At 73.5% G+C, this 20,380-nt stretch carries 15 protein-coding genes; 6 read left to right on the top strand and 9 right to left on the bottom strand.

Annotated elements, in window-relative coordinates:
* Nucleotides 1-127 precede the first annotated feature (127 nt).
* Entirely contained in the window at nt 128-784 is a 657-nt protein-coding gene (locus CD790_RS10245) for a phosphatase PAP2 family protein (protein ID WP_144382858.1), read from the bottom strand.
* A 174-nt stretch (nt 785-958) separates the two neighbouring features.
* On the opposite strand from CD790_RS10245, the gene CD790_RS10240 reads away from it, so the two are divergent.
* A complete protein-coding gene (locus CD790_RS10240; RefSeq protein ID WP_144382856.1) occupies nt 959-1,813 on the top strand; it encodes a hypothetical protein in 855 nt (284 codons plus the stop codon).
* 133 nt (nt 1,814-1,946) lie between these two features.
* Here CD790_RS10240 and disA read toward each other — a convergent pair whose 3' ends face one another.
* Both disA and radA read right to left on the bottom strand, forming a co-directional pair.
* Nucleotides 1,947-3,005, bottom strand: a complete 1,059-nt coding sequence (gene disA / locus CD790_RS10235) for a DNA integrity scanning diadenylate cyclase DisA (RefSeq protein ID WP_186318964.1) — start codon at nt 3,003-3,005, stop codon at nt 1,947-1,949.
* 272 nt (nt 3,006-3,277) lie between these two features.
* Nucleotides 3,278-4,675 carry a DNA repair protein RadA gene (radA, locus tag CD790_RS10230; RefSeq protein WP_144382852.1) on the bottom strand — a complete coding sequence of 466 codons (1,398 nt, stop codon included), beginning with the start codon at nt 4,673-4,675 and terminating at the stop codon, nt 3,278-3,280.
* A gap of 230 nt (nt 4,676-4,905) precedes the next feature.
* Here radA and CD790_RS10220 point away from each other — a divergent pair, with 230 nt between their 5' ends.
* The gene (locus tag CD790_RS10220; protein ID WP_260867483.1) at nt 4,906-7,221 is read left to right on the top strand and encodes a BACON domain-containing protein; all 2,316 of its coding nucleotides are present in this window, start codon (nt 4,906-4,908) and stop codon (nt 7,219-7,221) included.
* A 476-nt stretch (nt 7,222-7,697) separates the two neighbouring features.
* Here the strand turns inward: CD790_RS10220 and CD790_RS10215 are convergent, their stop codons facing one another.
* Entirely contained in the window at nt 7,698-8,621 is a 924-nt protein-coding gene (locus CD790_RS10215; protein WP_144382850.1) for a hypothetical protein, read from the bottom strand.
* 77 nt (nt 8,622-8,698) lie between these two features.
* Between CD790_RS10215 and CD790_RS10210 the strand changes: the two genes are divergently transcribed.
* From CD790_RS10210 to ilvD, 4 genes are all read left to right on the top strand, one after another.
* On the top strand, nt 8,699-9,643 hold the full coding sequence (locus CD790_RS10210) for a Ppx/GppA phosphatase family protein (RefSeq protein ID WP_144382848.1): 945 nt from the start codon (nt 8,699-8,701) through the stop codon (nt 9,641-9,643).
* A 298-nt stretch (nt 9,644-9,941) separates the two neighbouring features.
* Nucleotides 9,942-10,769, top strand: coding sequence for a sugar phosphate isomerase/epimerase (locus tag CD790_RS10205; protein WP_144382846.1), 828 nt, complete (start codon nt 9,942-9,944; stop codon nt 10,767-10,769).
* A complete protein-coding gene (locus CD790_RS10200) occupies nt 10,766-11,512 on the top strand; it encodes a TetR family transcriptional regulator (protein WP_144382844.1) in 747 nt (248 codons plus the stop codon). Before CD790_RS10205 ends, CD790_RS10200 begins: the two co-directional genes overlap by 4 nt.
* A 204-nt stretch (nt 11,513-11,716) precedes the next feature.
* The gene (ilvD, locus tag CD790_RS10195; RefSeq protein ID WP_144382842.1) at nt 11,717-13,567 is read left to right on the top strand and encodes a dihydroxy-acid dehydratase; all 1,851 of its coding nucleotides are present in this window, start codon (nt 11,717-11,719) and stop codon (nt 13,565-13,567) included.
* A 98-nt stretch (nt 13,568-13,665) separates the two neighbouring features.
* Here ilvD and CD790_RS10190 read toward each other — a convergent pair whose 3' ends face one another.
* From CD790_RS10190 to CD790_RS10160, 5 genes are all read right to left on the bottom strand, one after another.
* On the bottom strand, nt 13,666-14,271 hold the full coding sequence (locus CD790_RS10190; RefSeq protein ID WP_144382840.1) for a DUF5919 domain-containing protein: 606 nt from the start codon (nt 14,269-14,271) through the stop codon (nt 13,666-13,668).
* Between the two features lie 31 nt (nt 14,272-14,302).
* Nucleotides 14,303-14,851 carry an NUDIX hydrolase gene (locus tag CD790_RS10185; RefSeq protein WP_144382838.1) on the bottom strand — a complete coding sequence of 183 codons (549 nt, stop codon included), beginning with the start codon at nt 14,849-14,851 and terminating at the stop codon, nt 14,303-14,305.
* Nucleotides 14,848-16,152 (bottom strand): XRE family transcriptional regulator, encoded by a 1,305-nt coding sequence (locus CD790_RS10180; RefSeq protein ID WP_186318963.1) that lies wholly within the window; start codon nt 16,150-16,152, stop codon nt 14,848-14,850. The genes CD790_RS10185 and CD790_RS10180 overlap by 4 nt, the downstream gene beginning before the upstream one ends.
* Nucleotides 16,153-16,741: 589 nt before the next feature.
* Nucleotides 16,742-17,827, bottom strand: coding sequence for a serine/threonine-protein kinase (locus CD790_RS10165; RefSeq protein ID WP_144382832.1), 1,086 nt, complete (start codon nt 17,825-17,827; stop codon nt 16,742-16,744).
* Nucleotides 17,828-17,966: 139 nt separating this feature from the next.
* Nucleotides 17,967-20,372, bottom strand: coding sequence for a protein kinase domain-containing protein (locus CD790_RS10160; RefSeq protein ID WP_144382830.1), 2,406 nt, complete (start codon nt 20,370-20,372; stop codon nt 17,967-17,969).
* Nucleotides 20,373-20,380 lie beyond the last annotated feature (8 nt).

The raw sequence follows: 20,380 nt of genomic DNA, 5'->3' as shown, positions 1-20,380 counted from the left end.
GGGCCGGTCCGCACGGGCCGGTCGGCGCGGCCCCGGCCCGCGCGGGCGCCGTCTGGAGCGGGACGCGTTCCGGCGTGCGTGCGCGGCAGCGGCCCGGGCGGCGCCGCGAAGGGAGCGGTCGGGCGGCTCAGCGTCGGTGTCGGGCCGGCGTCCCGACCGGTTGGCCACCCGGGAAGGCGGCGCGTGGTCCCGGCCCCGCGACCCAGCCGAGGGGGCCGCCGCGCCCGGCCGCCCGTATCGCGGTGACCCGCGTGGACACCGGACCGGTCAGCAGCCGGGCGCAGACCAGCGCGAAGACCGCGCCCAACACGCAGCCGGCGGCGACGTCATGCGGGTAGTGGACGCCGACGAAGACACGGGAGAAGGCGAGGAGCGCGGCGACCGGGAGCAGCACCACGGCCGCACGACGCCAGGCGATCACGGTCCCCACGGCGAGGGCCGCGGCGAGCGTGGCGTGGTTGCTGGGGAACGACCAGTCGCCGGTGGGCGGGCAGTCGGCGATCGAGGGGGCGGCGCCGGAGACCGCGCGGCAGGGCCGTTCCTCGTCGACGAGGGTCTTGGCGATCTCACTGCACGCGTAGGCCACCACGGTCGCCACGGGAACGAGCAGAGCGAGGGCGAGCTGTCGTGCGGTGTCGTGGCGGGCCCGCCACCACACCAGCGCGGCGGCCGCGGCGAGCAGCAGCAGCCCGCCGTCCGTGCCGATTTCCGCCAGAGTATGGATCCAGCCAGGAGAGTCGTGAGCGAGGTCGGTGATGTCGCGGTAGAGGTCGGTACTCGTCATGGTCCGGGACGGTATGGACCACTACGGGGTCGTCGCATCGAGCGATCGGCAGGACCCGTGTCTGACGAAAGTCAGGGGTCGCGCCCCCCGCTCCGGTCAGATGATGAGAAAAGTGGGGGCCTGGAGCGGCGGGTACGTGCGAGGCGCGGGACTGATCTCTCGTAGAGTTTCCGCGTGGGATCTCTGCGCAATCCGATCGGGCCGCTTCCCTCCTCCATCTACTGGCGCCGGAGGGGAGTTGCGCTGCTCCTGTTCGTGCTCCTCCTCATTCTCGTCATCTGGGCCTTCAGCCTGGGTGGTTCGGGCGGCGGCGGCAAGGGCGACGACGCCAAGGGACCCGGCGGCAAGGGGATCGAGAGCACCATCACCCCCGGCCCCTCCGCCACCAGCTCGGTCAACAGTCAACGGCCGGGCGGCCGCGACGAGTCGGGCGAGGACGGCGGCTCGGGCGGCTCCGGCTCCGGCGGCGGCGATGCCAGCGGTGGCGGCAGCGGCGGCAGCGGCGGAGACGACTCCGGCACGGGGGGCGGCGGCGGTTCGGGCGGTGGCGGCGGTGGCGCCGACGCCCTCGGCGTGGGTAATGGCGTGGCGTTGGCGGACGATTCGAGCCTGCCCGACTGCTCACGGGACGACATCGAGTTGACGCTGCGCAGCGTCCTGGACTCCCGCGAGAAGAACACCTACGCGCCCGACGAGAAGCCCACCTTCGAGGTCATCGTGAAGAACACCTCGGACAGCGCCTGCAAGGTCGACTTCGGACGGGCGTCGGCCTCGCTGACGATCACGGACAAGGAGAACGAGCACGTCTGGGCGTCCAACGACTGCTCGCGGGGCAGCGCCCTCGCGCTGATCGAGGTGCCCGCGGACGGCGAGACCACCCGGACCGTGCAGTGGGACCGCACGCTCAGCTCCGAGGAGTGCGCCACCCCGTCCGGCGGTGGCACCGCGAAGTCGGGCACCTATCTGGTCGAGGCACGGGTGGACGGACTGGGCAGCGCCCAGGTGTCGTTCGTCCTGGAACAGGACTGAGGACCGCCGACCGCGCGCGGCGCCCCCCGCGTGGGAGCCCGGACACCCGTCGAGCCCTCACGCGTCGAGCTCTCACACGTCGAGCCCTCCGCGGCGACCGCGGAGGGCTCGACGTACGTCCGCCGTACGGCCGTTACACGTACCGCTCCAGGATCGAGGACTCGGCCAGCCGGGAGAGACCCTCGCGCACCGAACGGGCCCGCGCCTCGCCCACGCCGTCGACCGTCTGCAGGTCGTCCACGCTGGCGGCGAGCAGCTTCTGGAGCCCGCCGAAGTGCTCGACGAGCCGCTCGATGATGGCGCCGGGGAGCCGCGGCACCTTGGCCAGCAGGCGGTAACCACGCGGCGAGACCGCCCCGTCGAGCGTCTCGGGCGAGCCGCTGTAGCCCAGCGCCCGCGCCACGATGGGCATTTCGAGCAGCTCGGCGTGGCTGAGCCGGTCCAGCTCGGCGAGGGCCTCGGGCACCGTGCGGGTGCGCTTGGCGGTCGGCTCCGGGACGTAGTCGCGGACGACCAGCTCCCGCTCCGGCTCCACGCCCGCGATCAACTCGTCGAGCTGGAGGGAGAGCAGCCGGCCGTCGGTGCCCAGCTCCACCACGTACTCGGCGATCTCGGTGGCGATGCGGCGCACCATCTCCAGGCGCTGCGCGACCGCCGAGACATCCCGGACGGTCACCAGGTCCTCGATCTCCAGGGCGGAGAGGGTGCCGGCGACCTCGTCCAGCCGGAGCTTGTAGCGCTCCAGGGTGGCCAGCGCCTGGTTGGCGCGGGAGAGGATCGCGGCCGACTCCTCCAGGACCCGCCGCTCCCCGTCCACGTAGAGCGCGATCAGCCGCATCGACTGGCTCACCGAGACCACCGGGAAGCCGCTCTGGATGGAGACGCGCTGCGCGGTGCGGTGCCGGGTGCCGGTCTCCTCGGTCGGAATCGACGCGTCCGGGACCAGCTGGACCCCCGCCCGCACGATCTTGGTGATGTCCTTGTCCAGGATCATCGCGCCGTCCAGCTTGCACAGCTCGCGCAGCCGCGTCGCGGAGAACTCGACGTCCAGCACGAAGCCGCCGCTACAGATGGACTCGACGGTCTTGTCCATGCCGAGCACGATGAGGCCGCCCGTGTTGCCCCGCAGGACGCGCTCCAGACCGTCGCGCAGTGCCGTGCCGGGCGCGACGGCGCTCAGCGAGGCGCGCATCAGACCATCGGCCCTGCCGGGAGATGCTGCCCGGTCGCCTGCTGCCACTGCACTCCTCCGTCGCAAGGTCTGTCGGTGCCGCGGGCGGCGCCGCCCGCGGCTGTCCGGGCCCGGTCCGGGCCGGTCCGGCCGGCGGGGGTGCCCGGCGCGGCCGAGGTGGCCGTCCCAGCCGTCCTGTCTGTCCTGCCGTCCTGTTTCCCACCGCCCACGGGCGCCGGTCGCACGCTCCTGGCGCACACCGTCCGCACGTACGGGCGAGACCAGGGCAAAGTCTACCGGCGCTCGGCGTCCTCCCGTGGGGGCTCCCGGCGCACGCGCCTGGGCAGAACCCGGAGCGCGTCCCCTATGTCCGCCACTTCCTGTACGCGCATGCCCGGCGGGACCTTGCCGGGATCGGTGGGCACCAGCGCGTGGGTGAAGCCCAGCCGGGCCGCCTCGGCCAGCCGCCGCTGCACCCCGGTGACCCGCCTGACCTCGCCCGCCAGCCCGACCTCACCGATGGCGACCAGGTTCTTCGGGAGCGGGGTGTCGCTGGCGGCGCTGGCCAGGGCGAGCGCCACGGCCAGGTCGGCGGCGGGCTCGGAGAGCTTCACCCCGCCGACCGTGGCGCTGTAGATGTCCCGCTTGCCCAGCGCGCTGATCCGGCCGCGCTGCTCCAGCACCGCCAGCATCATCGAGACGCGGGAGGTCTCCAGGCCCGAGGTGGTGCGGCGGGGGGACGGGATCTGCGAGTCGACGGTCAGCGCCTGCACCTCGGCCACCAGTGGCCGGCGGCCCTCCAGCGTCACCGTCAGACAGGTGCCCGGCACCGGCTCGGTGCGCCGGGTGAGGAACAGCCCGGAGGGGTCGGCGAGGCCGGTGATGCCCTCGTCGTGCAGCTCGAAGCAGCCCACCTCGTCGGTCGCCCCGTAGCGGTTCTTCACCCCGCGCACCAGGCGCAGCCGCGCGTGCCGGTCGCCCTCGAAGTGCAGCACCACGTCGACCAGGTGCTCCAGCAGCCGGGGGCCGGCGATGGCGCCGTCCTTGGTGACGTGGCCGACCAGCAGCGTGGCCATGCCGCGCTCCTTGGAGGCACGGATCAACGCCCCGGCCACCTCCCGCACCTGGGCCATGCCGCCGGGCGCGCCGTCGATCTCCGGGGAGGCGATGGTCTGCACCGAGTCGAGGATCAGCAGCGAGGGCTTGACCGAGTCCAGATGGCCGAGGACGGCGGACAGGTCGGTCTCGGCGGCGAGGTAGAGGTGGTCGTCGAGCGCGCCGATGCGGTCCGCGCGCAGCCGCACCTGACTCGCCGACTCCTCGCCCGTGACGTAGAGCGTGCGGTGCTCCGCGCTCGCCGCCTTCGCGGCCACGTCCAGCAGCAGCGTGGACTTGCCGACGCCGGGCTCGCCGGCCAGCAGCACCACCGCGCCGGGGATCAGCCCGCCGCCCAGCACCCGGTCGAGCTCGTCGACCCCGGTGGAGCGCGCCGTGGCCTGGCGGCCGTCGACCTGGCCGATGGGGAGCGCGGAGGTGGTGACGCGACCGGGCGCGGTGGTGCGGACGGCGGGCGCGCCGAGCTCCTCGACGGTGCCCCAGGCGTGGCACTCGGGGCAGCGGCCGAGCCACTTGGCGGTGGTCCAGCCGCATTCGGTGCAGCGGTAGCCGGGGCGGTCTTTGCGGGCAGCCATGCCGCAACGCTAGCGGGCGCCACCGACAACGGAAGCCGCGGCGGTCGCGGGGGCGGGCGGCCGCCGTCGGCGACCGGCCCGCGCGGGGGTCTGATATGTCCGGCGCATTATCAGGTTACGTATAGGACGATGAGACGCCTGTCCTCTTTTGAGGGAGATGATCACCCGTAAGGGTTAAAAGTGGCCTGGGTGGACGAGGACATCTGCATCATCCGCCTACCGTCACCAAGGTGAGCAGAACGCCCGAGCAATCGACGCAGGTCACCGGCGCACACCGGGCGCAGAACCGCCCCCCTCGCGCCGCCTCCGCGCGCCCTTCGCACCCCCCGACGCGCTACGAGCCCTATCTGGACGGACTGTTCACGTACTGCCTGTCCGTGCTCTGCGACCACGACGCCGCCACCGCCGCCCTCGGCGAGGCCCTCGCCGTCGCGGAGCGGCGGCGGGAGCGGGGCCGGCCGGGCCGGGCTCGATCGGCCGGCCGCGGGGCCCGAGCCGCTCGCGACGACCGTGGCGGGCCGGTTGTGCGGACGGGGGTGCGGGTCGACGCGCTCGCCGGCAGCGAGCTGCACCGGTCCTGGCTCTACGCCCTCGCCCGCTGGTCCTGTCTGCGCGTGCTCGCCGACCTGCGGACCGCCCAGCCGTCCGCCGACGGTGCTCCGGGAGGTACGTCGGCTGCCGGAATCGGCCTGTACGGGCCATATGGGCTGTACGGGGCACATGAGTCTTGCGGGGCGCATGAGTCTTACGGGGTGTTCGGTGCGCGCGCGTCCGAGGCGGCCGCGCCCAGCGCCCGGCACGGGCGCCGCCCGGCCGACGACGCGTCGGCCGGCCCCGGGGGCGTGTCGCGGGGCGCCGACACGACCTCACGGCCCGCCGCGAGCGACGCCACCGACCGCGCCACCGACCGCGCCACCGACCGGGCCGCCGGCCGGGCCGCCGACTGGGCCCCCGACTCGATCACCGGGCCGTACGCGACCGGCTTCCCCCCGCCTTTCGGCGGTGAGCGTCCACGCGCGGGCGGCGCGGGCGTCGGGTGGGAGCTGGATGACCACGGCGGCCCGTGCGAGGCCGGCCCGACGTCGCGCGAGGCCGGAGCGCCGCCCCGCGAGGCCGGCGGGCCTCCGCGCCACGACGTCGTCGAGCGGCGTGGGCGTGAGTTGGCCGCGCTGGCCTGGCCGGAGGCCGCGGGCACCACGGCCGAGCAGCGCGAGGCCCTGGAGCTCGCGGTGCGCCACCAGCTCTCTCCCCAGGAGGTCGCGGCCGTCCTCGGCCGCGAGCCGGACGACACCCGGACACTGCTGTCCAGCGCGGCGTGCGAGGTGGAGCGCACCCGCGCGGCGCTCGCCGTGGTGGAGCTGGGGCAGTGCCCCGTCGTCGCCCGGCTCGCCGGCGACAGCCAGGTGCTGCTCTCCGCCGCGCTCCGCCGCGAGCTCGTGCGCCATGTCGACGACTGCCGCACCTGTCGCCACCGCGCGGAGCGGGCCACCGCGCGGGGCCCCTGGCCCGGCACGGCGGCGGCGCCGGCCGCCCTGCCCGTGCTGGAGGCGCCCCGGGCCGCCGTGCACGCGGCGATGCTGGGCGCCCAGCGCACGCGTCCGGCGCGCGCCGGAGCATGGCCGCGGTTCGACCGGCTCGGCTTCCCCCTCGACCCCAAGGACCGCGTCGCGCGGCGCAGCCGCCTGCGCAGCCGCGCGGTCACCACGACCATCGTCGCCACCGTCATCGCGGCCCCGGTGCTCGCCCTGTGGGCGGCCTATCGCGAGGCACCGTTGACCGGCGCGGACCGCGACCCCGAGTCGATCTCCGCCCACGACGGGGACGCCTTCGCCGGGGAGGGCCTGGACGGCCCCTATGACCCGTACGAGCACGCGGGCAGCGCGCGCGAGGGCGAGGGTCAGCGGCTCCGTGCCAGCCGGCGCGACTCGGATGTGTCGGTGGAGGTGATCAGCGTCAACGGTCGGCGGTACGCCTTCGCTCAGGACGCGGCGGTCGGGCCGGACGGCGGCCCGGACCACCGCGACGGCTCCGAGCCGGGCGGCCGCGCCCCCGCCCCGCCGCGCGCCCCCGGCTCCGAGGGCGCCCCCGCCCCCGGTGGGCCGGACGGCGGGCCGGGCCGGGAGCCGGGCCCCTCCGAGCCCGACCGGCCGATCCCCGGCCCGGGGCGGCTGACGGTGGACGCCCAGCCCAGCGGCGACACGACCCTGATCACGCTGACCGCCTCCGGCGGCTCCGCCGTGCGCTGGTCGGCCTCCGCCAACGCCCCCTGGCTGCGGCTGAGCCAGAGCGCGGGGGAGCTGCGGCCCGGCGAATCCACGACGATCACCGTCTCGGTGGACCACGCACACGAGCCGGTGGGCCCCTGGAGCGCCCGGATCTCGGTGGCGCCGGCCGGCGCGGTGGTCGTGATCGAGGGCCGTGGCACCGCCCCCGAACCGGAGCCCGAGCCCACTCCGGTGCCCGGCACCCCGGACCCCACGCCCACGCCCACCCCGGGCACCCCGTCCACGGGCGACCCGGGCCAGCCGGTGTCGACGTCGGGGTGAAGCCCGCCCGCGGGGATGGCCGGGGTCGACCCTGGCCGTCTCCGCCGGCAGAACCGGGCCCAGGCCCGCCCCACCACAGGCACGGACGGGAGAAGGGGCCGCTCTCCGGCCTCGGTCGGCCGCTCCGGCCGCGTACGGGCCCGGAATCGGCCGAATCGGCCAGGGAACAGCCCGCTCGCAACGGCCGTGGAGTCGGCCGGGAACACCCGGAAGGCCCCGGTCGTGGCGCCGGCGCCGCCCGGCCACGGCGCCCGCCGACCACGGTCCTGGCACCGGCCACGGCGTAGCAAGGGTCGCTACCGGCCCGGTGGCAACGGGCGGGCGACCCCACACAGCGGGCGACCCCACACAGCCGGTGACCTCATACAGCGGGTGACCCCACACAGCGGGTGACCCCACCAGCGGGCGGCTGTCGGCTCAGCGCGCGGGGGCCGGGACAGGGTCGGGGTCAGCGGCGGGCGTCGGGGGAGGGCAGGTCAGTCGCGGGGCGGGTCCGCCGGGTGCGGGGCGACCAGCGGCAGCTGAGAGGCCAGCCGGGCCTCGCACAGCTCGACCAGCTTGGCGTACCCCTCCTTGCCCATCAGCTCGGTCAGCTCCGGCCGGTACGAGACGTACACCGGTTCCCCGGCGCCGTGCGCCGAGGTCGCCGAGGTGCACCACCAGTGCAGATCGTGACCGCCCGGGCCCCAGCCCCGCCGGTCGTACTCGCCGATGGTGACCTGGAGGACCTGCGTGTCGTCGGGGCGGTCGATCCAGTCGTAGGTGCGCCGGATCGGCAGCTGCCAGCAGACGTCCGGCTTGGTCTCCAGCGGCTCGCGGCCCTCGCGCAGCGCCAGGATGTGCAGCGAGCAGCCCGCGCCGCCCTCGAAGCCGGGCCGGTTCTGGAAGATGCAGGAGCCCTCCCAGCGGCGGGTCTGCCGGTCGCCGTCCTCATCGGTCTGGGTCCAGCCCGAGGCGTGGCCGACATCGTGGAACTGCCAGATCTCCGGCGTCAGCCGCGCCACATGGGTGGCGACCCGCTGCTCGTCCTCCTCGTCGGAGAAGTGCGCCCCGAGCGTGCAGCAGCCGTCGTCGGCCCGGCCGGCCTGGATGCCCTGGCAGCCCTGCCCGAAGATGCAGGTCCAGCGGGACGTCAGCCAGGTCAGGTCGCAGCGGAAGACCTGCTCGTCGTCGGCCGGGTCGGGAAACTCGACCCAGGCGCGGGTGAAGTCAAGCCCGACCTCGTCCGGCACCGCGCCGGCGGCTCCGGCCGCGCCCTTCGGCAGCTTCCTCACGGCCTTGGCGGCCTTCGAGCCCTTGGTCTCCCTGGCGTCCTCGCGGGCCTTGGCGCCCTTCACGGACGTCGAGAGCTCCGAGCTCTTCGGGACTTTGTCCTGCTTGGCCTTTTTCGTCTTTGCCACCCCTCCAGCGTATGCGCGCCGGGGCGCGGGCATGACCGCGTGCGTGGCCGGGCCGCGGGGGCAGTAGCGTTCTGGGCATGAGACTCGGTGTCCTTGATGTGGGTTCGAACACGGTTCACTTCCTGGTGGTGGACGCGCACCCGGGCGCGCGCCCGCTGCCGGCCCACTCCCACAAGGTGCCGCTGCGGCTGGCGGAGCTGCTGGACGACGCCGGCGCCATCAGCCCGGACGGCGTCGAGCGGCTGATCTCCGCCGTGCGCGACGCGCTCCAGGCGGCCGAGGACAAGGGCGTCGAGGACCTGCTGCCGTTCGCGACCTCCGCCGTGCGCGAGGCCACCAACGCCGATGAGGTGCTCGCCCGGGTGACGGCGGAGACCGGCGTCGAGCTGACCGTGCTCTCCGGCGAGGAGGAGGCCCGGCTCACCTTCCTGGCCGCCCGCCGCTGGTTCGGCTGGTCGGCCGGGCGGCTGCTGGTCCTGGACATCGGCGGCGGCTCGCTGGAGATCGCCTACGGACTGGACGAGGAGCCCGACGCGGCCGCCTCGCTGCCGCTGGGCGCGGGCCGGCTGACCGCCGGCTGGCTGCCCGCCGACCCGCCGGAGCCGACCGACGTGCGCGCCCTGCGGCGGCACGTCCGGGCGCAGATCGCCCGGATCGTCGGCGACTTCAACCGGCTCGGCACCCCGGACCACGTCGTCGCCACCTCCAAGACCTTCAAGCAGCTCGCCCGCATCGCGGGCGCCGCGCGCTCCACCGAGGGGCTGTACACGCCGCGCAGGCTGAGCCGCAAGGCGCTGGAGGAGTGGGTGCCCAAGCTGGCCGTCATGCCGACGATCCAGCGCGGCGAGCTGCCCGGGGTCTCCGAGGGCCGGGCGCACCAGCTGCTCGCCGGGGCGCTGGTGGCCGAGGGCGCGATGGACCTCTTCGGGGTCGAGGAGCTGGAGATCTGCCCCTGGGCGCTGCGCGAGGGCGTGATCCTGCGGCGCCTGGACCACCTGCCGACGGCGACGGAACCGGCGTAGGCGGCCGGGCCCGCGGATCACGCGGGGACCGCGTGGAGCCCGTACGCCGCGCGGAGCCCGTACGGAGGCCGTACGCATGTCGTGCGGACGTCGTACGGAGCCCAGCCCCGACGTAGCGACCGGAACCGAGCGGCGTAGCGCGCGGAACCGGCGTGGCGGCCGGCGTCGACACCCGACCGAAGCCGTCCGGACACCCGGCGCTGCCGGCATCCGGCCGTCACCCGGTGGCGGTGGGCCTTGTCGAAAATCGACACCGGTGCCCTCTTGGGCCGCTGTGCCAAGCCGTACGCTGTCCCTCGTGACAGAGCCAGTGGTGCGCATCCCGGATGCGAAGGTCGCGCTGTCCACAGCCTCGGTCTACCCCGAGTCGACGGCGACGGCCTTCGAGATCGCCGCCCGCCTGGGCTACGACGGCGTCGAGGTGATGGTGTGGACCGATCCGGTCAGCCAGGACATCGAGTCGCTGCGCCGGCTCTCCGACTACCACGGGGTGCCGATCCTGGCCGTGCACGCCCCCTGCCTGCTGATCACCCAGCGGGTGTGGTCCACCGACCCCTGGGTGAAGCTCCAGCGGGCCCGCGCGGCCGCCGAGAAGCTGGGCGCCTCCACGGTCGTGGTGCACCCGCCGTTCCGCTGGCAGCGCTCGTACGCCCGGGACTTCGTGCGCGGCATCTGGCGGATGGGCGATGAGACCGATGTGCGCTTCGCGGTCGAGAACATGTACCCCTGGCGCTACCGCGACCGCGAGATGCTGGCGTACGCGCCCGACTGGGACGTCACCAAGGAGGACTACCGCCACTTCACGGTCGACCTCTCGCACACCGCGACCGCCCGCACCGACCCGCTGGCCATGGTCGACCGGATGGGCGACCGGCTCGCCCACATCCACCTCGCTGACGGCGCCGGCTCCAACAAGGACGAGCACCTGGTGCCCGGGCGCGGCACCATGCCCTGCGCGGAGTTGCTGGAGCGGCTGGCGGTCACCGGCTTCGACGGCCATGTGGTGATCGAGGTCAACACCCGGCGGGCGATGTCGAGCGCCGAGCGCGAGGCCGATCTGGCGGAGGCGCTGGCCTTCACCCGGCTACACCTGGCCTCCCCGACGCGCGTATCGGGGGGATCATGAGCGCCGCCGCCCTGTCCCGGCAGAAGGCCGGGGAGGACCCCGAGGCCGGGGCGGAGCCGCCCACCGGTGGCGAGCCACAGAGCGAGGGCGAGTCCCGGACCGGGAAGGAGCCGCAGACCGGGGAAGGGCCCGCGCCCGCCCGGCGCCGCCGTGGCCGTCCGGCTCGTACGGAGTCGGCGGACGGGCCCGCCACTCGGGACCGGATCCTGGGAGCGGCCCGCGCGGAGTTCGCGGAGCGAGGCTACGACAAGACGTCGGTGCGGGGCATCGCGAAGGCGGCGGGGGTCGACCCGGCGCTGGTCCACCACTACTTCGGCACCAAGGAGCAGGTCTTCGGCGCGGCCGTCGAGCTGAGCCTCGCGGCGGCGCTGTCGATGCCGGACACGCTGGCGGACGGCGCCGAGGAGAGCATGGGCGAGCGGATGGCGCGCACCATGCTGGGGATCTGGGAGCGCCCGGACACCCGTGCCCCGATGCTGGCGGTGCTGCGCTCGGCGCTGACCAACGAGACCGCTGCCGCGGTGCTGCGCAGCCTGATCGAGCGGCGGCTGCTGGAGCGGATGGCCAGCGAGGTGCTCCATGTGGAGCGGCCGAAGTTCCGGGCGCAGCTGGCCGCCGCGCAGCTGGTCGGGATCGCCCTGCTGCGGCACGTGATCGAGATGGATCCGATGGCGTCGGCGGAGGTCGACGAGATCGTGGCGATGGTCGGCCCGACGATCCAGCGGTATCTGACCGAGGACTGACGGCGGCCGGGTCGCGGACTGACGGCGGCCGGGGCCGCGGGCTCCGACGGTCCTGGCCGCGGAGGCGGCCGGTGGCTGCTCGAAGACTGATCCTTCGATCCCGCTATCCGGACAGCCAGTCCAGATCTTGGATTTAGGCGTAGGCTCGGAGGTTACAAGACCCTTGTCCTAGAGGTCTCAGAGGTCCCAGAGGGAGTGGACACCGTGCCCGAGCTGAGGTCCCGCACCGTCACCCATGGTCGCAACATGGCGGGAGCCCGAGCGCTCCTCCGCGCGGCCGGCGTAGAGCGCGAGGACTTCGGCAAGCCCATCATCGCGGTGGCGAACAGCTTCACGGAGTTCGTGCCGGGCCACACCCACCTCCAGCCGGTCGGCCGGATCGTCTCCGACGCGATCAAGGCGGCGGGGGGCATCCCGCGCGAGTTCAACACCATCGCGGTCGACGACGGCATCGCCATGGGCCACGGCGGAATGCTCTACTCGCTGCCCTCCCGCGACCTGATCGCCGACTCGGTCGAGTACATGGTCGAGGCGCACTGCGCGGACGCGCTGATCTGCATCTCCAACTGCGACAAGATCACCCCGGGGATGCTGATGGCCGCGATGCGGCTGAACATCCCGGCGGTCTTCGTCTCCGGCGGCCCGATGGAGGCCGGCCAGGCGACGCTGGTGGACGGCACCGTCCGCAAGCTGGACCTGATCAACGCGATCGTGGACGCGGTCAACGAGAACGTCTCGGACGAGGACGTGCTGCGCATCGAGGAGAACGCCTGTCCGACCTGCGGGTCGTGTTCCGGGATGTTCACCGCCAACTCGATGAACTGCCTCACCGAGGCGATCGGCCTGTCGCTGCCGGGGAACGGCTCGACGCTGGCGACGCACACGGCCCGCAGGGCGCTGTACGAGAACGCCGGCCGGACGGTCGTGGAGATCACCAAGCGGTACTACGAGCAGGGCGACGAGTCCGTGCTGCCGCGCAACATCGCCACCCGCGCGGCCTTCGACAACGCCATGGCGCTGGACATCGCCATGGGCGGCTCGACCAACACGATCCTGCACCTGCTCGCGGCGGCGCAGGAGGCCGAGCTGGACTACGACCTGAAGGACATCGACGCGGTCTCGCGCCGGGTCCCGTGTCTGGCGAAGGTGGCCCCGAACGTGGCGCCGGGCGGCACGTACTACATGGAGGACGTGCACCGCGCGGGCGGCATCCCGGCCATCCTCGGCGAGCTCTACCGGGGCGGGCTGCTCAACGAGGACGTGCACACGGTCCACTCCGCCTCGCTCGCCGAGTGGCTCAAGACCTGGGACGTCCGCGGCGGCTCGCCGTCCGCCGAGGCCGTGGAGCTGTGGCACGCCGCCCCCGGCTGCGTCCGCTCCGCCACCGCCTTCTCCCAGTCCGAGCGCTGGGAGTCGCTCGACGTCGACGCCGAGAACGGCTGCATCCGCTCCGTCGAGCACGCCTACTCCAAGGACGGCGGCCTCGCGGTCCTCAAGGGCAACATCGCCGTCGACGGCTGCGTGGTGAAGACGGCGGGCGTGGACGAGTCCATCTGGACCTTCGAAGGCCCGGCCGTGGTCTGCGAGTCGCAGGAGGAGGCCGTCGACAAGATCCTCTCGAAGGTGGTCAAGGAGGGCGACGTGGTCGTCATCCGCTACGAGGGCCCGCGCGGCGGCCCCGGCATGCAGGAGATGCTCTACCCGACCTCCTTCCTCAAGGGTCGTGGCCTCGGCAAGGCCTGCGCCCTCATCACCGACGGCCGCTTCTCCGGCGGCACCTCCGGCCTCTCCATCGGCCACGCCTCCCCCGAGGCCGCCTCCGGCGGCGCCATCGCCCTCGTCCAGGACGGCGACCGCATCCGCATCGACATCCCCAACCGCTCCATCGACCTCCTCGTCTCCGACGAGGAACTGGCCGCCCGCAGCGAGGCGCTGAACGGCGTCTACGCGCCGAAGGCGCGCGAGCGCAAGGTCTCGGCGGCCCTCCGCGCCTACGCGGCGATGGCGACCAGCGCCGACAAGGGCGCGGTCCGGGACGTCTCGAAGCTGGGCTGACCCCCACGATGTCGAAGGGGCCGGGCCATGGGGTGGCCCGGCCCCTTCTGCATCCCCGCGTGTGCGGGGAGCCTCCGGCTCGGGCTCCCACCAGGCCGCTACTGAGGTCGCGCGCATGCGGTGGCCCCCGTCATGGGGACGCTACGGGACCACAGCTCCTCGCCGTGCTCGACGAAGCGGGAGAAGAGGCCGCCTCCGCCGTGGTGTCGTAGGTGCATCAGAGGGGAGTCATGTCCCACGAGGCGCGCCAGGTGGGGAGTGACCAGAGCTTCGTCATCGAAGCGGAAGACGGACAGTGAGATGTGGTTGATGGCGTCGGCGGGGGTGGAGAAGCGGGCCTCTACGTCGTCGACGTCCTCGATCCTGGCCAGATGCTCCAGCGTTGTCCTGATGCGTGTGGAGACCGCCAGGGCGCCCCCCTCGATCTCTTCCCGCTGTCGTGTCACCGTGCCGTCTGGATCGCCGAGTAGGAAACGGACTCGGCAGCCGCTGGCCGCCTTGCGGCGCAGGGTCTCGGTGAGGGCCGGCACCTGGGTCCACAGGAAGTAGGACGTGTAGCCGCCGAAGTACAGCTCACGTGTGGCGTTGCCGATGAGCTCGGCCCAGACCGTGGACGGGCATGCGGACCTGAAGGGGTAGCTTTGCACGATCTCGCGGTCGCCCCCGGTCTTCAGCCGGTCTCTCACTGCCTTCGGCCACAACATGTCTGCTTCAACTCCCAGTGCCCGTGAGGCGTCATTTCGGGGGTCGCCCCCGCGTGCGCGGGGACCGCATGGTCGGTTGGCCGTTCTCCAGGTACTGGGGTTGTCGCGCTTCCAGGACGCGCAACGCTTCGGCCGCGCGCCGCCGGGTGCGGGAGCGCAGCCGGCGCAGCGCCTCGTCAGGTGAGAAGAACTCGCAGGCGGAAAGCTCATGATCACGTGGTCGCAGGTCGGCGCTCTCGTCCTCCGCAAGTGTGCCGCCGTCGAAGATGAACGCAAGCTGGTCGTCCCAAGGGCCGTGTGGTGCGACCCAGTCGACGCAGAGCAGGCCCCGCAGATGCACGAGGAGGTTCAGCTCCTCGTGGAGTTCGCGCTTCGCCGCGTCCTCCGGCGACTCATTCGCTTCTGCCATTCCGCCCGGCAGGTCCCACCCGTCCTTGTACGTCGGGTTGACGAGCAGGACCCGTCCCGCCGCATCCCGGAGAAGCACGTCCGCAGCCACGCGCTTGCGCGCTTGCCTGGCGTTGCCCTCTGTGAGGTACGCGATCCACTCGTCCGTGCCCGGCTCGGGTCGCGTGGTCATGCGATCGCACCTTCGCCGTACGATGCGCCGATCCCCGACAGGAGGAGTTTGCGCCGCTGCGTGACCACCGTCAGCTGGCTGAGGAGTTCGGCCACCATGGTCTCCCCGCGGTAGGGCATGAGCGTGTGGGCCAGCTCTTCGAGCTGGTGCGTGATCCGGACCGAGCCGAGCGGCTCGCAGGTCCTCATGAGCTCGTGACACACGGCGCAAGCGCCTTCGATGTCTCCTTGCCGGATGCGAACCAGTGCCAAGGTGATCTGACCGAACACACGGCTGCGCGCCCGGTCTCCGGCGCGGAGCGTGACGGCCATTTCGGCGGCCTCCTGGGCCGGTGCCAGTCGACCGATGTCCATGAGTGAGAGAGCCGCCTCACTGGCGAGAGCGGCGGAGTCGAACGAGCTGAGCCAGGGAGAAGCCGGTACCGAATCGGCGTCCAGTTCTGTCTGGGCAAGCTCCAGCGCCTCCCTGGTCGCCTTTTCCTCGCCGGCCTGCGCCAAGGCCCTCGCCTCCATGGCGTACAGCCGGGCAGACAACGTGGGGACCGAGAGCCCGGCCGGGATACGGCGTCGCCCATCTCGCGCCAGTGCGGCGGCCTCGTCACGGCGGCCGATGTGTAATGCCAGATGACTCATGCTCGCCATGATTCCTGCGTCGAGGGATCGGTCCTCGCCAGCCTGGGCCAGTGACAGGGCACGGGCAAAGTGCTCGTGTGCGCGCTCATCGAACCCGGAATCGTGTGCCATCCAGCCCGCCATCTCCGTGAGCGCGGCAGCGGCCCGGAAGGTTTCCTGAGCATCCCGCGCGGATTGGCTGCCGAAGATGCGCGGCGCCATCTTGTGGTGCAGGTAGTGCAGGACCGACCGGTACAGGTGGCCGCCTCCCGACTGCCTGTCTGCCATGCGGAAGGAGTCCATAGCCGCCATGTCAGGTGGCGCCCCGAGGTGGGGGCGGTGCGGGTCCGGACGCGTGATTGACCGCGCGGGTGAAGCGGACTCACTGTGCTCGACACGTACTTCCCAAGAACGCCGGGCCAGCCCGAGCATGCGCCCCGGGATGCGGAGCCCATCGGCGATGCGCTCGATGACGGCGATGTCCTTGACCATGCGCCGTCCTGCGATGATCTCGCCGACTCGGCTGGGCGTCAGGTCACATCGCCGTGCGATGAGAGCCGGATACACACCGGCGTGGCGCCTGACGAGACGGAACACCGAGGCGAAGTCGCGCGCCGCGCATGCCCGGACCATCTCGGGGTGTTCCAGCAGGCGGTCGGGGAGAGCAAGCGGTGCTTCGTAAGTGGACATGAGCGACGCTCCGGAAGGCGGCGAGGCGTTGGTCGCTGTGGCTCCGTGTCAGTCATGTTACCCACGGTGGGTATTCATGCTGGGCTACTTCGGAGGTCATCCAGCCGCAAGGCTGAACCCAAGAACCCCGGCGACCGCTCCACACGGCCCCGGGGCATGGCCCACCTGAAAGTGCAGGTCGACATGGACCAAAGTAGCGTCAGGCTTCCGGAGTCTCAGCGGACAGCGGTAAATCCGGCGGGAGCCGTCACCCCCCTCCGGCTCCTCCCCTGGGCAGGGCCCGACGGGCGGCCCTGTTATCTCGACTCGGACGGGGCCGGGTTCCTCAGCAAGGTCGCGGACGAGATGGAGGCCGCGCAGCTCGCCATGGGGCTCGGGCTGCTCGGGCACGCTCGTGCGTTGGTGGGCGATCGCAGGGCGGACGTCGGGGAGTTGCGCTTTCTGACCGCGCGGCTCATCGAGGCGTTGGAGATGGTCTTGCGGGTCGCGGAGAGTCGGGGCGGGCGGCTGGGGTCGCCCGGGTATGGGGGCGCCACGCCGGGTGGCGCTGAGGCCGGTGCCGGGGCCGGGGCCCGGGGCGGGGTCTCGGTTACGGGGAAGGGCGGGACAGGGGAGTAGCGGGGCCCGGCCGGGGTGGGAGCTTTCGTACACCCTCGGTGGGGGTGGTGGCGGCCGGCGCGTCCGGTCTCGGCGGCGGCGTCGGTGTCGGCTGGGCCACCGCGACCAGGAACAGCGCCGCCACCGTCGTCAGCCGGGCCCGGCACGGGCGGTGGCGGCGGGTGCGCGGCGGGCCCGGTGGGCGGGGCGTCGCCCGCGCCACCCGGCCCGCCGGTCGGGGCACTGCCGCCCACGGCGAACCCGCCTCCTCCTCGTCCGGCAGGGCGCGTAGCCGGGCCAGCAGTTCGGGCAGCGCGGGTCGCGAGGCCGGGCGTTTGGCCAGGCAGTCGGCGGTGATGCGGCGCAGCGGGCCCGCCAGCCCGCTCAGCTCGGGTGGGTCGCACATGACGTGGTAGGCCGACAGGTACGGGGTGTCGGCGGTGAAGGGGCTGTGGCCGGTGGCCGCGTAGACCAGGACCGCCGCCAGCGCGAAGACGTCCGACTCGGGGCCGACCTCGCGCGGGGTGCGCAGCTGCTCGGGGGACATGAAGGGCGGGGTGCCCATGACCCGGCCGGTCATGGTGAGCGTCTGGTGGTCGGTGGCGCGCGAGATGCCGAAGTCGATGACCTTGGGCCCGTCCGCCGCGAGCAGCACATTGCCCGGTTTGAGGTCGCGGTGCACCACCCCCGCGCGGTGGATGTCGCGCAGCGCCTCCGCCAGCCCGATGGCCAGCCGTCGCAGCTCGGCGCCGCGCAGCGGGCCCTGGTGGCTGATGCGTTCGGCGAGGGTGGGGCCCGGCACGTACGAGGTCGCCATCCAGGGGCGGGCGGCGTCCGCGTCGGCGTCCACCACCGGCGCGGTGAACGCCCCGCTGACCCTTCGCGCCGCCGCGATCTCCTGCCGGAACCGGGTGCGGAACTCCTCGTCCTCCGCGAACTGCTGGTGCACGACCTTCACCGCCAGCCGGCGCCCGGAGTCCGACCGGGCCAGATACACCGTGCCCATGCCGCCGGAGCCGAGCCGGCGCTCCAGCGCGTAGCCGCCGATGGACTCTGGATCCCCTGCGCGCAGCACCATCCGGTCATCCCCCGTACGACTCGTTACGACACGAGACGTGGCGTCACTTTAGGGGCGTTCTGCGGCGCTCTCGGAGGAATGCGGAATTGTCCACCCGGAATGGGTACTCGACGAGGCCGCCGAGCGGCGCGTCCCGCGGCTACCACTGCGACGGGGCCCGCTCGTCGACGGCGAAGACCGTGCCGTCGGGCGCGGAGCCGAAGACCTTGCCGTCCGCGACCACCGGCGCGGGCAGCGTGTCGAGATAGCCGCTGTCGGCCTTGCCGGTGCGGGTCGGGGTCTCGCCCATCAGCTCGCCGCGGTCGGTGTCCACGGCCAGCAGTCGCCCGTCCGCGGCGGAGAAGTACAGCCGGTCGTCCCCGGCCGCGACCAGCGGGGACGCGTTGCCCACCGAGGTCTCCAGGCGCCACAGCTGCTTGCCCGAGCCGCCCGTGGCGCCGGTGTCCAGGGCCACCAGGCCGCCGTCGGCGCCCAGCAGGAAGACCGTGTCGCCGCGGCTGGTGGCGCTGACCGTGGTCACCGGGGTCGGCAGCGGCACCCGACGGGCCTCGGTCGGCGCGGGGTCGAAGCGGACCACGGCCGTGGTGCGGGTCTGGGCGTCGACCTCGGTGAACAGCACCACGCCCTCGGGGCCGGTGCCCACCGGGGTCAGATTGCCGGGCAGCCCGTGCTGCCAGTGGACGGTGCCGAGCACCGGATCCAGCGCGGTGACCAGGGTGCGCGAGCCGTCGGCGGTCGCGGTGACGGCATACGCGACGCGGCCCCGCGCGTCCGTGAAGAAGCCGGGCAGCGTGTGGCCGGCGATCCGGTGCCGCCAACGCCGGCTGTTGTCCGCCGCGTCGATCGCGGTGACCGTGCCGTCGGCCGAGACCAGCAGCGTGGTGTCGCCCGCGCGGTAGACACGGCCGGCGTACGCGGACACGTTCCGGCTCCAGCGGGAGCGGTGCGCCGCGCGGGCCTCGGGGTCGAACGCCTCCAGCCGGGTGCCGTCCGGAGACAGCACCTGGACCAGCCCGCCGGAGAACACCGGCGGTGTGGGCGCGCCGTCGTCCCGGTCGCGCCGGGCGCCGGGCAGCGACCACACCAGGTCGCCATCGGCCGGGTTCAGCCGCGCGGCCCGTACGCCGGGGCCCGCGCAGTACAGCGCGCCCCGCGCGTAGCCGCAGTAGGCGGCCCGGCCACTCGCCGCGGTGCCCGCCCCCCGCGGCGAGTGGCCGCCGGCCGCCGACTGACCGCCGCCTTCCCGTCCCGGCTGCGGGTCGGCGCCGAGGGTGGTCTCCCAGGGGTGCCACGCCTTGGCGGTCTTGGCCGGCGGCCGGTGCGGGTCGGAGCGCAGCTCGTCGAGCCGGTGCAGCGACCAGAGGGTGCCGGCGCCGAAGACGACGGTGACCGCGAGACCGGCCGCGATCCAGCCGCGCCGGCCCCCCAGACGGAACGGCGGCGTACGCCGCCCGCCACCGGAGCCCTGAGAGCGCTCGGGGTCCTCAGGCCCCTGACCGCCGTCGCCGGAGTTCCGGCTGCCGGATCCGGGCAGCCCGGCCCGTATGTGGGTGTCGGCGGAGCCCGCGTCGCCGCCCGTCCGGCCCGTCTCGCTCGTCCCGCCGGCGTCGCCGACGCCGCCCGTGAACGGCTCGTCCGCCCCGGCCTCGCCGTCCCGCGCGGGGCCGCGTTGCGCCGGGACGCGGGGCGCCGGACCGCGCGGGGCGGGCGCGTACGGACCGCGGACCGCGCGCAGGGCCGCCATCAGGGCGTCGGGCGTGGGTCGTTCGTCGGGGTCCTTGGCCAGGCAGCGGCGGACCAGCGGCACCAACGCGGCCGGCACCCCGGCCAGGTCCGCCTCGTCGTGCACCACCTGGTAGGCCACGATGTACGGGCTTTCGGAGTCGAACGGGCCGCTTCCGGTGGCCGCGTGCACCAGCACCGAGCCGAGTGCGAACACGTCCGCCGCCGGCCCCACCTGACGCGGCCGCTGGAACTGCTCGGGCGCCATGAAGGGGGGCGTGCCGATCAACTTGCCGGTCTCGGTCCGCAGATCGCTGTCGGCGGGCCGTGAGATGCCGAAGTCGATGACCTTGGGGCCGTCCGCGGCGAGCAACACGTTGCTGGGCTTCAAGTCGCGGTGCACCACGCCGGCGCGATGAATGTCGCGCAGCGCCTCCGCGAGCCCGGCCGCCAACTGGAGCACCTCGTCCGACTCCAGCGGACCGTTCCGCTTGACGTGCTCGGAGAGGGTGGGGCCGGGGATGTAGAGGGTCGCCATCCAGGGCCGCTCGCCGTCCGGGTCGGCGTCCACCACGGGTGCCGTGAAAGCGCCGCTGACCCGCCGCGCGGCCGCCACCTCCTGTCGGAAGCGCGCCCTGAACTCGGGGTCGGCGGCGTACTCCGCGTGCACCACCTTCACCGCGAGCCGCAGTCCGGAGGTGGAGCGGGCCAGGTGTACGACGCCCATGCCGCCCGAGCCCAGGCGCGCCTCCAGGCGGTACTGCCCGGCATACCCCGGGTCCTCCGCTTCCGGGCCGGTCCCGGTACTGCGCAGCGGCGGCATTCCCCCCA

Source organism: Streptomyces sp. SAJ15, from assembly GCF_007595705.1.
Lineage (GTDB): Bacteria > Actinomycetota > Actinomycetes > Streptomycetales > Streptomycetaceae > Streptomyces.
Note: the sequence above shows the minus strand (reverse complement) of the source record. Positions and strands in the feature narration are given on the sequence as shown.

What these genes read in the sequence shown, in the direction of transcription:
- CD790_RS10180 (WP_186318963.1), bottom strand. Translation starts at nt 16,152, where the DNA reads ATGTCCACTTACGAAGCACCGCTTGCTCTCCCCGACCGCCTGCTGGAA.
- radA (WP_144382852.1), bottom strand. Translation starts at nt 4,675, where the DNA reads ATGGCTGCCCGCAAAGACCGCCCCGGCTACCGCTGCACCGAATGCGGC.
- CD790_RS10245 (WP_144382858.1), bottom strand. Translation starts at nt 784, where the DNA reads ATGACGAGTACCGACCTCTACCGCGACATCACCGACCTCGCTCACGAC.
- CD790_RS10185 (WP_144382838.1), bottom strand. Translation starts at nt 14,851, where the DNA reads ATGACCACGCGACCCGAGCCGGGCACGGACGAGTGGATCGCGTACCTC.
- CD790_RS10160 (WP_144382830.1), bottom strand. Translation starts at nt 20,372, where the DNA reads ATGCCGCCGCTGCGCAGTACCGGGACCGGCCCGGAAGCGGAGGACCCG.
- disA (WP_186318964.1), bottom strand. Translation starts at nt 3,005, where the DNA reads ATGCGCGCCTCGCTGAGCGCCGTCGCGCCCGGCACGGCACTGCGCGAC.
- CD790_RS10200 (WP_144382844.1), top strand. Translation starts at nt 10,766, where the DNA reads ATGAGCGCCGCCGCCCTGTCCCGGCAGAAGGCCGGGGAGGACCCCGAG.
- CD790_RS10165 (WP_144382832.1), bottom strand. Translation starts at nt 17,827, where the DNA reads ATGGTGCTGCGCGCAGGGGATCCAGAGTCCATCGGCGGCTACGCGCTG.
- CD790_RS10210 (WP_144382848.1), top strand. Translation starts at nt 8,699, where the DNA reads ATGAGACTCGGTGTCCTTGATGTGGGTTCGAACACGGTTCACTTCCTG.
- CD790_RS10190 (WP_144382840.1), bottom strand. Translation starts at nt 14,271, where the DNA reads ATGTTGTGGCCGAAGGCAGTGAGAGACCGGCTGAAGACCGGGGGCGAC.